The organism is Flavobacterium gyeonganense, from assembly GCF_029625295.1.
GTDB classification, from domain to species: Bacteria; Bacteroidota; Bacteroidia; order Flavobacteriales; family Flavobacteriaceae; genus Flavobacterium; species Flavobacterium gyeonganense.
In genome coordinates this window covers 3,096,182-3,110,913 of the sequence record NZ_CP121112.1, presented here as the reverse complement: position 1 = coordinate 3,110,913, position 14,732 = coordinate 3,096,182, and the positions used below count along the sequence as shown (strand labels likewise).

Sequence of the window (14,732 nt, the reverse complement as noted above, 5' to 3'; positions counted from 1 at the left end):
TAAAAAAAGATAAAATGTAATATGAAAAATCATGTTAAACAAAAAAAATAAAATGTAAGAAAGTTTATAATGTTAAAAAAGCATATTCTGCAGCAAAATTTAATTAACAAAGATTAATTAACAGAAATATTTAGGCAACATTCTATTAATTATAGAACTATCAATCCTTTTTTTGTAATAACTGCGTGAATTCATTAGAATAAATTTGTAAATATTAAGTCAGGCTGACTGACAAAACAACAATTATTCTAAAACAATACTATCATGGAAAATCAAAACAACAACGAATATGGCCAAACAGATCCGGATTTTATTGATCAAAATACACCTGTGGATGGTAGTGAATTTCAAAATGAAAATCATTTTCAAAAGGATCTAAACAAAGAAAGCAAAGCAGAATTTGGGGAAAGCGATCCTGATTTCATAGATCAGAATACGATTATTGACAATGACAACTATGCAAAGGATGAAGATCCATATCAATATCAGGAAGAATTTATTGAGGATCTTAAAAATCCAAAAATCGATTTCGAAACCAACAGAAATATCAATTCAGAAAATATTGTGAATGAGGAAAAACCTAAAACAAGAAACGGTTCTGATAGTGATGAAGAAAAAGAGAACGAATAAATAATCATTAAGTTTAAAAATTGTAAAAACGGGTATGCTGCTGGTATGCCCGTTTTTTATTTATTATAATTTCTACAAAGACAATGAAGTTAAAAGTCAAATGGATAGATATATTTATAGAACAAACATGCAAACTAGGTAATTGGATATTCGTACTGTCTAAACACTGTTTTGTAATAAATATCCCTAAATCGTTTATTAATGAATTTAACATAAAAAATGTTAAAGCCTTAAATTTCTAAAACTCATTGAAATTTTTAAGCGTAAAGGAAAAATTTTGTTACTTATTTAAAAAACTACATCAAAAAACTATATGAATTTTCTTGAAAAAAAATCTGGTTTTTACTTTATAATTACTTATTTAACTCATCTTATCAATGATTTTTTGTTAAAATAAATAATTCTTTTCAATTGTTATTTCAATCATAAATATATAAGCGACTTGAGTCAAACCCTTATAAATACTATATTTTATAGATTTTTAAAATATTAACATATAAATTATGGTATTATCATTTAATTGAGATAAAAAAAAACACATATAAAAAAAACAGGATAGTGCAGGATAGAATTAGCAACATAACCTTTTAGGTTTGACATATCTATATTTTACTAAAAAAAAGTTAAAACCAATCGTCCTCATTATTTAAATTAACCAGAATGAAGAAAAAAATACACCAACTACTTGCCTTTTCATTTTTAATACTTCTGTCAAGTTGCAGCAAGGATGCTTATGATGATTATTATGGCCGACCAGATACCTTAGAACCGCCTATTTATCAACAGTTGGAAGCCCGAGGTAATTTTAAAAATCTTCTGGTGTTAATTGAAAAAGCGGGTTACAAGGATATCTTAGGCAAAGCCGGTTATTGGACTATGATGGCTCCTAATGACGAGGCTTTTACTAAATATTTTCAGCAGCAAGGCATTATAGATGTAAATAAAATTGACGCAGAAACTGCTGGTAAAATTGTTCGTTATGCGCTTATCTACAATGCTTTCCGTACAGAACAACTTTCAGACTACCAGTCCGGAACGGGATGGGTTGCAGACAATGCTTTTAGAAGAAGAACAGCTTTTTATGATGGGTTCATTACTAAAACAATTAATGGACAACCTAAAGTGATTGTGGGTGCCAATCGTAATGGGGGTTATGCAATTGGAGATAATAATAATAAATATATCAGTTACTTTACAGATGAGTATTTTGCAGCAAAGAGTTTAAGTGCTGTCGATTTTAATTATTTCTATCCGAATGCGCAATACTCCGGATTTAATGTACTCGATTCTAAAGTTACCCAAGCCGACATTATTGCTGAAAACGGAATCATACATGAGATTGACAAAGTAAATCTGCCGTTACCTACACTTGAGCAATATTTAGAACAAAACCCAAAATATAGTAAGTTTCGTGAATTACTGGAAGATCACGGGCTGGTTTCTTACTTTTTTAGTCAGGAAGTTACAAACACATATCGTAATTACAGTGGGAAATCAGATGATGTTTACATTAAATTTTACGATCCTTCTCTATCTTTTTCTCCTAACAATGAAAACTATTTGAAACAGGCTGATAATGATGGCCAAAGTGATTTGTATACCATATTAGTTCCGGAAAATGCACCTTTACAAGAATTTATAGACAAGGTGTTACTCAAAAATTATTCTTCTCTGAATGTACTTCCTCTATACATCTTTCGTGATTTCATTAATGCCCACATGGTCCAAAATGCTGTCTGGCCATCTAAAGGCCCGAGTAACAGTAATGCTTTAAATGAGAATTTAAGATTTGATTTTAATAGTGATATTGTTGAGGCTAAAATTTTGAGCAACGGATTCTTTTATGGCACTAAAAAAATTCAAAAATCGAATTTGTTTTATAGTGTTTATACCTCCGCATATTTAGATCCGAAATTCACCATGGCAACAAGATTAATGAATGATGGATCTGGACTGAAGGAAATGATTAGCAATATTAGTACAAGATATACCCTTTTCTTACCATCAGATGCTAAACTTATGGAGATGGGATTTGGATATAATGCTACACTTTCATCATGGACCTATATTAATCCCGCAGTTGGAGGTTCGTCAATTGCAAGTGGTCTGGCAAGGGCCCGTTTATTACGCATTTTGTATAATGGAATAGTACTAACTCCAAACGGTGAATTAGATGATTTGTCAGGTTCAGGGATTATTCGCACAGGCGATATGGATCTTCCTGGCGAATATATCAAATGGAAGAACAATAAACTATATGCCGCCGGAAATGAAGTAACAGGTGGTGTACCGGTTGGAATAATCGGTCACGAAGACCAGCAAAATGGCCGAACTTATTATGTAGATAATTTACTTCAATATAGTGAGGAAATGCAGGGTTTAAAAATAAAACGCTTATCTGAAACGGCTAATTCTGAATATCTTTCTTTTTTTAATTACCTTAAAAATTCTTCTCTATATGACGCTGTTACGGGTAAAATCCAAGGCGTTGAATTAGGTACTTCTTACACTTTTGTAATCCCAAATAATGCTGCAATTGCAAAAGCAATTACTAAAGATGTTTTACCTCCATCTGTTACCCCTTCTTCTCAATATGATAAGGACAGGATTGCAAATTTTATTCGTGCACACATCTTAGTAAACAAAATAGCTTCTGATGACGGATTGACAACCGGTGAGTTTGAAACGCTAAGAAAGGATGATTTTGGTGAAAAAACCTATGTATTAGTTCAAAGTACCCCAGGGACTTTATCTTTCAGGGATTCGTATTTAAACCTGGCACACTACATACCCGCCCAAAGCAACAACTTGGCAGACAGATCTTTAATTCATTTAGTAGATAACTATCTTACATATCAACAATAAAATGAGACAAAAAATTACAAATATATTTTACAGTTTTACTTTTGCCTTAGTTTTACTGACTGCTTTTCCAGCTTTGGCACAACAAGGAAATAAAACTTTTTTAGTTCGTGGTCAGGTTATCGACTCAAGTGATAAACTAAGTATTCCGGGAGCAACAATTGCAGAACAAGATTCTGAAAACCGTACTGTTTCCGGTGCCGTAACAGATATCGATGGAAATTTTGCCATACGTGTAAAAGATCCAAATAATAAATTATTTATTTCTACGATAGGATATAAATCTCAACGCATCGAAATTAAAGGCAGGGAATCGATTAAAATTGCACTTGTTTCTACTGTAGAATCATTGACCGAGGTAGTGGTTACCAACACAAAAAAAGCTGATAACGGTTTAATGAAAATTGATGACAGAAACAGGACTACCAGTTCAGTTTCGATAAATGCTGCCGATTTAGCTTATACTCAGGCACCTACTATTGATGAAGCTTTACAGGGACGTCTGGCCGGGGTAGACATTACATCTACCAGTGGTGATCCGGGAGCAGGGATGCAAATCAGGATAAGGGGAACTTCTTCTATTTCCGGCTCCTCAGACCCCTTGATTGTAGTTGATGGTATGCCATATGAAACAGCTGTACCGGATGATTTTAATTTTGGAACAGCAGATTCAGAAAGTTATTCTGCTTTATTAAACATTGCCCCTACAGATATTGAAAGTATCACAGTTTTAAAAGATGCTGCTGCTACCGCAATGTGGGGGTCACGTGCTGCCAGCGGGGTTTTATTAATCACGACTAAACGCGGAGGAGTGAGTTCACCTAAAATTTCTTACACTTATAAGTCAACTTATTCAAAATTACCTTCTACTATTCCGATGTTAAGTGGTGACCAGTATTCTCAGCTGATTCCTGAAGCAGTTATGAACAGAAACGGAATTCCATTGAATACCTGGCTTGTCAAAGAATTTCAATATGATCCTATAGATGTTTACAACTATAAAAATTACGGACAAAATACAGACTGGGTAGGCGCTATTTCACAAACAGGTTTAACACATGAACACAATCTTTCTTTACAGGGTGGAGGAGAAAAAGCACGCTATTTTAGTTCTGTTGGTTACTACAAACAAAAAGGGGTAACTGTAGGAACGGGGCTGGAAAGATTAAATGCCAGATTAAATTTGGATTATATCGTTTCTGACCGAATTAAATTCAGAACCGATATCGCTTATACTCATACTAAAACGCAGCGCAACTATGTAAACAGTTTTGATGATAAGGATGGCGACCGTTTACGCGCTGTTGCTTTTACTAAAATGCCAAATATGAGTATTTATGAATATGATGAAATGGGAAATCTTACACCAAATTATTTTTCTCCTGCATTTAACATTCAGGGAACTTATTCTGGCACATATAATCCGCTTGCAATGGCTGAATATGCTATGAACGATCAGGTGCAGGATCGTATAACACCCCATTTTAATGTAAATGTTGATATTATCCCTAAAATATTCATCTCCACTTTTGATTTACAATTTGATTATAAAAGCACAAAATCAAAAGCATTTCTGCCACAAAATGCAACAGGGCGTCCTTTTACTGAAACAGCAGTAAACAGAGCCTCAGATGCAGATAGTGACGAGTCTAATATTGTAACTAAAACAAACTTTATCTGGACACCAAATATTGGAGAAAAACAAACTTTACAAACCTTATTATCATTGCAGACCAATGATTTTATTTACACAACTCACAGATCAATGACCTCTAATACGGCTTCATCTGTATTAACAGACCCATCGGTTCCTTCAAGAACGCAAAACTCTGATCTATTTTTATATACCAGTAATGGTCAGGCCAGAACTGTAGGTGCATTAATGAGCGTACAATACGGTTTACTGGATCGTTACATTCTTAATGTCGGTGTACGTGGAGATGGAAGTTCTAAGTTTGGGCCGGAGAACAGATATGGTTTTTTCCCTTCTATATCAGGTCGCTGGAGAGTTTCAGGAGAATCGTTCATGAGAAACATTTCATTTCTTGACGATTTGAGTATCAGGGCGAGTTACGGAGAATCAGGAAGAGCCCCAAAAGCTGATTATACTTATTTCAACACTTATTCTAACTATACTACTCAATATTTAGGCCTTAATGGGGTTTTCCCTTCTAATATTGAATTGAGTAATTTACGCTGGGAAACACTACAAGGTACTAACTTAGGTTTTAACCTTCAATTATTTAAAAGCCGTATTACTTTAGATGTCGATTTGTATAAAAATGTTACTAAGGACCTTATTTTCGATAACCTTCAGTTAAGCAGTATCTCTGGGTACAATAGTGTGGATCAGAACGTAGGTACACTACAAAATAAAGGATTCGAAATAGCGCTTAACACTACTCCTCTAAAATCTAATAAATGGAAAATTGATTTCAATTTCAATGTTTCAAGTAATGAAAACACGGTTACGGAAATCTCCGAATACTATCCAAGTGAAAGTGGAAATACTGACAGAAACGGAGAATACAAGCGATTCCTTCAGGTGGGCAATCCTTTTGGGTCATTTTACGGTTACCGCTTTAAAGGAGTCTATACCGATCTCAATGCAACAAAAGCTAAAGATGCCAGTGGTAACACTATTGTTGGCCCTAATGGTCAGGACGTATTTATGCGTTTCAATTATCCTATTACGGATTATGTGTTCCAGCCCGGAGATGCTATGTACGAGGACGTAAACCATGATGGAAATATCGACAGTCGTGATGTTGTTTATTTAGGAAATAGTAATCCTAAATTCTCAGGTGGTTTTGGACCTACAGTATCTTTTAATAATCAATTCAGGCTATTACTTTATTTCACATACAGAGTGGGTTATGAAGTAGTAAATGAGGCTGATATGAAAACTACTAACATGTACGGATACAGTAACCAAAGCACGGCCGTTTTATCAAGATGGCGTAATCCGGGTGATGTAACCGATATGCCAAGAGCAGTTTATGGTGCGGGTTACAACTGGTTAGGCTCAGACCGTTATGTTGAAGATGCCTCATTTGCCCGCCTTCGTTCGGTCACTTTTAGTTATACTTTCGGTAAGAATTTAATAAAAAAATTAAGACTGGGTGACTTAAACTGCTACATAACGGCAGACAATTTAATCACATTTACTAAGTACAGAGGTCAGGATCCTGAAGTAAGTATGAAGTCAGGAGATCCTTTCGCTATTGCAAGGGATAATTCCAGTACGCCGCCAACAAAACGTATTACAGTAGGAGCTTCAGTTCGTTTCTAATAATAAAATTTGAATTATGCAAACTAAAATAAAAACCATTCTCGCCATCTTCACCCTCTTTATCTCTGTAACATCATGCGATGATTACTTAGATTTACGCCCACAGGACGGAATTATCCGCGAAGAATTTTGGAAAACCAAAGAAGACATTCAGGGAGCTGTAATAGGTATGTATTCTTCTCTTTTAAACTCGCCTCCTGGGGTAAGTGATCTACCTATGTCTCAGTATTTATTCATGCACGGAGAATTAAGAGGAGATATGATTGCCCCGGGTCCAAATGTTACTGAGGATCAAAGAGACATTATGTACTCGAACATTATGGCATCCAATGATTTGACTAACTGGGCTATCTTTTACAGAACTATCAATTACTGTAATACTATAATAGATCTTGCACCTACTGTTCTAAAAAATGATCCAACATTAACTCAGGTTCAGCTCAATCATTTTCTTTCTGAAGCTTTGGCAATAAGAGCCTACTTGTATTTTACACTGGCACGAACTTTTAAAGATGTCCCTTTAAAATTAACAGCAACACTTACTGATGAAGATAATTTTCAATTGCCTGCTACTCCCCAAAAAGAAATATTTGCCCAGGTAATCAAAGACCTCAAATTAGCAGAAGGATACGCTGTTACAGATTATGGTGATAATGCATCTAACAAAGGACGCATTACGGTTTATGCCATTAATGCAATGCTGGCAGATGTTTATCTGTGGAATGATAATTTTCAGGAAGCTTATGATGCAGCTGAAAAAATAGTTAAATCGGGTAAATTTGATTTAATTGAAGCTTCAAACAATGTATGGTTTAATACTGTTTTTGCAAAAGGAAATTCGATTGAAAGTATTTTTGAATTTCAGTATACAAAAACAAATTTAGGTCCATTTTACGGTATATTTACTTTTAGACCACAGTTTTTGGCTTCAGCAACTGTTTTAGAAGATGTGTTTGGGGTTGACTTTGAAAATCCTGCTAATAAAGATATTCGCGGTGACCGTACTGCTTTGGTTGCCGGAACAAATGAGATTTATAAATATGTAGGTTTAGATAACGATAACAGAAAAGATTTGCAGGATGCAGATACCCATTGGTTTGTATATCGTTATGCAGATGTATTACTGCTCCAGGCTGAAGCACTAGCTGAATTGAACAGAGGATCAGAAGCCCTCGCAATTATTGATTATGTCAGGTTAAAGCATGATGCAATAGACCAGACAGCTGAGTCAATTGGTACTGATAACAAAAAAGAAGTGATTGACTACATATTAGCAGAGCGTTCGCGTGAACTTGCTTTTGAGGGCAAACGCTGGTTTGATATGCTTCGTAATGCCAGAAGAAACAACTACGAAAGATTAGATATTTTAACTGATGCTGCTCTTTTAAGCGCACCTCCTGAGCAACAGCAATCGATAGTTGCAAAATTAAAAGACCCAAACAGCCACTATTTGCCTATTAATACTTACGAGCTTTATACCAATAAAAAACTTGTACAAAATCCATTTTATAAATAAAATAACAAGACATGAAAAGACTATTAAGATTACCTGGCCTCTTGAGATTTACTTTAGTGTTTTTGATTGCTTTAGTGTTTCAAAATTGCTCTGAGCAAAAAATTAAGGAAAGTACAGATGAAACTCTTAACATTACCGAATATTTAAGAGATACTCCTGATTATTCTATGTTTTTAGAAGCTCTGGAGATTACTAATTATGCTTCATTTATGAATACTTATGGAACTTACACCTTATTTCTTCCCACTAATGATGCAGTAAATGCGTATTTAAAGGATGTAGGTGTCAATTCATTAAAAGAAGTCCCTTTGGCAGATTTACAGAATGTTGTTAAACTTCACATCTTAAGCCAAACAATAAATACCACATCCTTTACCGATGGAAAAATAGCCACGCCAAGTTTATATGGCCAGTTTTTAGTAACAGGTGCGACAAATAAAAATGGGCAATCCAGTATAACAGTTAATAAACAAGCCAGTATCCTTAAATCGAATGTTGAAGTTGGAAATGGCGTTATCCATGTTATTGACAAAGTATTGCGTGTTGCAGATAAAACATTAGCAAAAACTATTGAACAGGATACAAACCTTTCTTTATTTACTGAAGCATTAAAAATTACAGGATGGTATGATGCACTTGATAAGCCTATTGATTATACAAAAAATGATATAGATAGTTATCTTACTGTTTTAGCTCAGACTAATGATGCTTTTAAAGCGGCTGGTATTAATAATATAGAAGAGTTAAAAACAAAATATAGTCATTTGCATGAGCCTTTAAATCCAAAAGACAGTCTGAATTTATTTGTAAGCTACCGTATTTTACCAAAATTACAGTATTTAGCCGATGTAGCAATTTCTCCAGCTTTAGTTACTAAAGCTCCGCTTGAAGTTATTAGTGCAAAACTTGACAAGGATGTAATACTGTTAAACGAAGAGGTTTTTAATGGCGTATTAGAAAAAGGTGTTGCTATCACAAGAGAAAAAAGTGATGTCACTGCCTCAAACGGTGTCTTGCATATTGTAGGTGCTAATTTTGCAATCAAAAAACGTTTACCGGCTCCTGTATATTTTGATTTTTGTGATCAAAATGAATTTAGGCAGCTTACATCTGTTTTTAGAATTCCTGGAGCAGCTCCTAAAACCTCTTTGGCAAAAGCATTATTCAAAGATGTTACCTGGGATGGAAATGATGTTCTTACTTATTTCAAAGATGCAGCCAAAGGGGGTACAGTAGGGTTTGGCTGGCATGGTGATTGTCTGGAAATCAATCGTTTCAGAGACGGAAATTGCCAAAATATCACTTTTACGACTCCAGTCATTATAAAAGGTAAATATAAATTATGGATTTCTTACAGAGGACAAGATACAAAAGTAGGCCTTGTAAAAGTATTTGTTGACGGAGTAGAAATGTCCCGACAAATAAACATGCTGGAAAACGGGAACAAATTCAGCAGTATAGAAGCAAGAGTATTAGAGTCGCAAGGCTACAAACGTCATGTTTACCCTCATACCACCAAAATGAATTGCCGCTTAGTAGGTACAGTAGATATTACAACTACAGGAAGACATAAGCTAATGTTGCAAAGTAATAATGCATTCTCAGCGCAGGCCTGGTTTGATGTGGCAGAGTTTCGCCCGGTAGATATGGATCAGTTGTATCCACAATTCAATTCTGGCACAGGTGGTTTTTATACTCCGCCAGCTCCATAATTCAATAGTCGACTCAAAAATCTAATTTCAAACTTAATTAAGTAAAAATGACTTTATTAAAATATATAAAACTTCTTTTTTCATTCTCACAATCGGATTGGTTGCATGTTCCAGTCCGTGGGATGATAAAGAAGATAATGGTGATGCAAATTTAAATGTGACGCTAAATGAGGCTATCAGTACTACACCGGAAACAGCTGAATTTGGTAAATTATTAGCTCAAACGGGCTATGACAAAATATTAGCAGCCTCTAAAACCTATACTGTTTTTGTACCAACAAACGAGGCTGTGAAAGCTGTTAGTACAATAATATTAAATAACCCTGAAGCACTAAAGAAATTTGTTGAAAACCATATTACATTAACCTCTTTTTCATCTGTAAGAAATACAAATGAGGAAAGAATCAAAATGTTAAGTAATAAATATTTAACATTCAAAGGAAGCACAACAATTGGTGATGCTACAATAGTGACTGCAGACCATTATGCTGCCAATGGCGTATTCCATATTGTCAATAAAGCCCTTGCTCCAAAGCTGAATATCTGGGAATATGTTACTACACAAGCAGGTACTTCGGCAATGAGCGATTATTTACTAAGTCTGAAAGCGTTTAGTATTTATGATGCTGATGCAGTTGCGAAATCTACTGCTGTTCCGGGATTTCTTGCGGATTCATTATCAAATTCGTATTTAAAAAATGTTTATAATCTTAATAACGAGAAGAATTCATATACGCTTTTCTTAATGGAAAATGATGGTTTCGATGCTGAAGTAACCAAAATGAAGCCGTATCTGATTAAAACATCTAACAATCCTGCTGTTGATTCAACTGCTATTTATTCAAAATATTTTACAGTAAGAGACATGGTTTTTCCAAAAGCCTATACAAAAGAGGCACTGCCTGCTACGTTAACATCCAGATTTGGTGTTGAGTATAATGTGGACAAAACACAGATTGTAGGAGAGCCAATTGTGTTAAGCAACGGAATTGTTTACATTATGAAAAAAGTAGATGTTCAGCTGGAAAAACGTTTAGTCACTACAAAGATTGAAGGAGAAAAAAATATCGGATATTGGGGAGTTCGTAGCAGAATGCTTTATCGTGATAAAAAAGGGCCAATTAGTCCACTTTACCCGGATGGTCTTTACAATGATCTTATGGTAGAACTTCCTGCTCTGGCTAAGTTTACTATATTTTATAATACGCAAGACATGTACAGCACCAAATACAAGGTGTACTGGAGAGCAATAAACGACAGAACAGCCAATCTTTTTGAGCAACAGTTAGGTATTGGTGGAAAAATCAACCCAACTGCTACAGGATTCCCTGTTGAAAATATTACCACCTTGTTTCCTATTGTTGTAGTGCCTCTTAATAATTATGAGGAAGTAGAAATAGGAGAAGTTACATATAGTGCTGCAGGTAATAGCGGTTTGATTTCTCTAATAGGTGGGACAAAATCAACCAGTGCCCTTACCCTTGATTATTTGAAGTTTGTTCCTGTCCTTAAAAATTAATATTTTATAAAAAGTTAATTATGTTAAAAATTATAAAACTAACTTGCCTTGTAAGCCTCTTTTTTGCCGGTAGTCTTGAAACGCAATTATACGCCCAGGAAGTTCAGGATTCAACTGCAACAACTCCTCAGAAAAAAATACAGGGAATTTTAGTGCAGGGTGTTGTTAAAAGTGCAAAAACTAAAGCACCTCTATCAGGAATCAACATCGCTATTGAAGGATTTTCTGCAGCCATTACAGAAGATGACGGTAGTTTTGAAATTGATGTACCCAATTTAGGAGTACTTCTTACCGTAAGTGGTCAGGATTTTCAAACTAAAGTTTATCCCATCAAAAACAGAAAAACAGGTTTAGAAATATTCTTAAATGAAACCAACTACTCTGCTACCTATCAGATAGCAAATTTGCCATCAGGAAATGTGATGCAGTATAACAATACCAATGCAGCCAGTGTTGTTGACTTCGAAAAAGATCAATGGTCCAGTTCTGTAACCGAATCTGTTGCTGGATTTCTTCAAGGCAGAGCAGCTGGACTAAATAGTGTCAGAAATTCCGGTGCCCCCAACGCCGGAAGTTATCTGGCCTTGAGAGGCTTTAATTCATTATATGGCAGTAACAGACCTTTAATTATTGTAGACGGAATGATTTATGACGATGAAGATTACGGTTCCGGAATCATACAAAACAACAGCTCTTCTCCTTTAACAAATATTGATGTTAAGGATATCGAAGACGTAACTATCATTAAAGACGGGACTTCATTATACGGGACAAAAGGAGCTAATGGTGTGATAAACATAACAACGACCAGAGCAAGCGAGTTATCAACCAAAATTGATTTCACGATGTATGGAGGTGTTAACCAAACTCCTGATGAATTACCACTTTTGGGTGCTGATGCTTATCGTACGCACATCTCTCAGCTAGAAGCAAGCCGTGGTTTGTCACAGCAGCAAATTGCTGATTTGCCTTATATGAATGACCTTGTTGGTTCTCCTGGATATTACCAATACCATAACCAGACCAATTGGCAGGATCAGGTTTTTAAATCCAGTTATAATCAAAATTACTTCCTAAAAGTTCGTGGAGGTGACGATATTGCAAAGTTTGGTTTGTCTGTTGGTTACTTAAACAGTCAGGGAATTATTACAGGCACAAATGCAAAACGTTATAGCGTTCGTTTAAATGCTGCACTGAAATTAACAGAAAAACTAACTATAGATGCTAATCTTTCTTTTATTGACAATCAGCAAAATCAGTGGAATCAAGGTTTCGCTTATAAAACAAGTCCGCTGTATTTAGCATTGACAAAATCTCCTTTTTTAACTTATAATGATGTTAGCGATGCCGGAGAAGTTTCTCCTAATTTTGCTGATACAGACTACTTTAATGTAAGTAACCCAAATGCTATTCTGGCAAATGGATTTGCCAAAAATAACAACTATCGCTTTTTTGGTAACTTAAAATTTAACTATGCCCTAAATAAAGCATGGAATATTACTTCAATAGTTGGTTTGAATTATAATAAAGAAAGAGAATCATTTTTTCTTCCGGATATGGGGGTTGCAGATCTTATCTTGCCTACTGCTATTGGTAAAAACCAATCAGGAAGCGAAGTTCAGATTTATAATGGCCTTTATACAGACACTTTTGCGAGTTATATGAAAAACTTTTCTAATGACCATAATTTAGATGTCCGTTTCGGATTCAGGGCTCAGACCAATAAAACAGAAAGCGATTTAGGTTTAGGATACAATTCTTCTACTGATGATTTTACAAGCGTGGGTGCAGGTTCTAACTTGTTGCGCCAGGTAGGTGGAGCGTTAGGTGAATCGAACTGGATGAATATGTATGCTAATGGAAATTATAATTTCCGTAATAAATATTTTCTAACCGCAAGTTATGCTGTAGATGGTTCAAGCCGTTTTGGAGATGATGCAGCAACAGGAAAAAGTAAATATGCCTTGATGACTTCAATTTCAGGTGCATGGTTAGTATCATCAGAAAATTTCATGAAAGATATAAAAGACATCGATTATCTTAAACTCAGAATTGGTATCGGTACAAGCGGAAACGATGATATTGGTAATTATACGGCTCAAACGTATTATGTTTCTCAAAATTTATTGGGAATGCAAGGTTTGGTTCGTGGTAATATTGGAAATCCTGATTTGCAATGGGAAACCGTTTTAAAAAAGAATTTAGGTATGGATTTAGGCTTGTTCAAAGAACGTATCAATCTTTCTGTTGACTATTATTTAAATAAAACATCCAACATGATTACCTACGAAACAATCGCTGCTGAAAGCGGATTTGATTATGTAGTTACCAACGGTGGCGCAATGCGTACATATGGAACTGAACTTGCTTTGAATGCACGTGTTGTCAACACTAAAGACTTTACTTTTGACTTTGGATTTAATGTTAGCCATTATAAAAATAAAGTTGAAAGTCTGCCAAGCGGCGATATTCTTACGCAATTTGGCGGAGCTACTTACTTAACTTCTGTTGGTAAAGATGCCAATTTATTTTACGGATTAAATAGTAACGGAGTATACAGCACAACTGCTGAAGCAACTGCTGAAGGATTATCAAGACGTTTAACAAATGGCAGCTTAGTTCCGTTTAGTGGTGGAGATATGCGTTTTACAGATGTGAACGGAGATAAAGTAATAGATGATAAAGATCGTATGGTTATCGGAAACCCGAATCCGGATGTAACAGGAAGTTTTAGCACAAATTTCACATACAAGCGATTTAGCCTGCAGGCATTGTTTAATTTCTCTGTTGGCAACGATCTTTACAACGGAGTGCGTTACAATCTTGAAAAAATGAGCGGATATGAAAATCAAAGTATAGCTGTTGCAAACAGATGGAGGGCCGAAGGACAGCAGACAGATATGCCAAAAGCAACCTGGGGAGACCCAATGGGCAATGCCGAATTTTCAGACAGATGGATTGAAGATGGTTCTTATCTGAGATTGAAAACATTAGTGTTAGGATATAACATTCCTATCAACAGTAAATATGTCAAATATATTCAAGCGTACGCTACAGCCAACAATTTAGTTACTTTCACTAAATATCTTGGATATGATCCTGAATTCAGCGCTACCTCATCTATTTTTGGACAGGGAGCAGATATTGGTCTGGTTCCTCAGTTTACAAACTATCAGCTTGGATTACGTTTAGGGCTTTAAA

7 protein-coding genes are annotated in these 14,732 nt (G+C 35.2%); all 7 read left to right on the top strand.

Features of this window, described 5'->3' with window-relative positions:
- Window positions 1-264: 264 nt before the first annotated feature.
- The gene (locus P5P89_RS13560) at window positions 265-630 is read left to right on the top strand and encodes a hypothetical protein (RefSeq protein ID WP_278008808.1); all 366 of its coding nucleotides are present in this window, start codon (window positions 265-267) and stop codon (window positions 628-630) included.
- A 660-nt stretch (window positions 631-1,290) separates the two neighbouring features.
- Window positions 1,291-3,495, top strand: a complete 2,205-nt coding sequence (locus P5P89_RS13555; protein ID WP_278008807.1) for a fasciclin domain-containing protein — start codon at window positions 1,291-1,293, stop codon at window positions 3,493-3,495.
- Between the two features lies 1 nt (window position 3,496).
- A complete protein-coding gene (locus tag P5P89_RS13550) occupies window positions 3,497-6,784 on the top strand; it encodes a SusC/RagA family TonB-linked outer membrane protein (RefSeq protein WP_278008806.1) in 3,288 nt (1,095 codons plus the stop codon).
- A gap of 16 nt (window positions 6,785-6,800) precedes the next feature.
- A complete protein-coding gene (locus P5P89_RS13545; protein WP_278008805.1) occupies window positions 6,801-8,300 on the top strand; it encodes a RagB/SusD family nutrient uptake outer membrane protein in 1,500 nt (499 codons plus the stop codon).
- A gap of 11 nt (window positions 8,301-8,311) precedes the next feature.
- Window positions 8,312-10,012 carry a fasciclin domain-containing protein gene (locus P5P89_RS13540; protein ID WP_278008804.1) on the top strand — a complete coding sequence of 567 codons (1,701 nt, stop codon included), beginning with the start codon at window positions 8,312-8,314 and terminating at the stop codon, window positions 10,010-10,012.
- Between the two features lie 97 nt (window positions 10,013-10,109).
- Window positions 10,110-11,531: a fasciclin domain-containing protein gene (locus tag P5P89_RS13535; RefSeq protein WP_278008803.1), complete on the top strand. Its 1,422-nt coding sequence runs from the start codon at window positions 10,110-10,112 to the stop codon at window positions 11,529-11,531.
- A gap of 20 nt (window positions 11,532-11,551) precedes the next feature.
- Window positions 11,552-14,731, top strand: a complete 3,180-nt coding sequence (locus P5P89_RS13530; protein ID WP_278008802.1) for a SusC/RagA family TonB-linked outer membrane protein — start codon at window positions 11,552-11,554, stop codon at window positions 14,729-14,731.
- The last annotated feature ends 1 nt before the right edge of the window (window position 14,732 follow it).

What these genes read in the sequence shown, in the direction of transcription:
- P5P89_RS13555 (WP_278008807.1), top strand. Translation starts at nt 1,291, where the DNA reads ATGAAGAAAAAAATACACCAACTACTTGCCTTTTCATTTTTAATACTT.
- P5P89_RS13540 (WP_278008804.1), top strand. Translation starts at nt 8,312, where the DNA reads ATGAAAAGACTATTAAGATTACCTGGCCTCTTGAGATTTACTTTAGTG.
- P5P89_RS13560 (WP_278008808.1), top strand. Translation starts at nt 265, where the DNA reads ATGGAAAATCAAAACAACAACGAATATGGCCAAACAGATCCGGATTTT.
- P5P89_RS13545 (WP_278008805.1), top strand. Translation starts at nt 6,801, where the DNA reads ATGCAAACTAAAATAAAAACCATTCTCGCCATCTTCACCCTCTTTATC.
- P5P89_RS13530 (WP_278008802.1), top strand. Translation starts at nt 11,552, where the DNA reads ATGTTAAAAATTATAAAACTAACTTGCCTTGTAAGCCTCTTTTTTGCC.
- P5P89_RS13550 (WP_278008806.1), top strand. Translation starts at nt 3,497, where the DNA reads ATGAGACAAAAAATTACAAATATATTTTACAGTTTTACTTTTGCCTTA.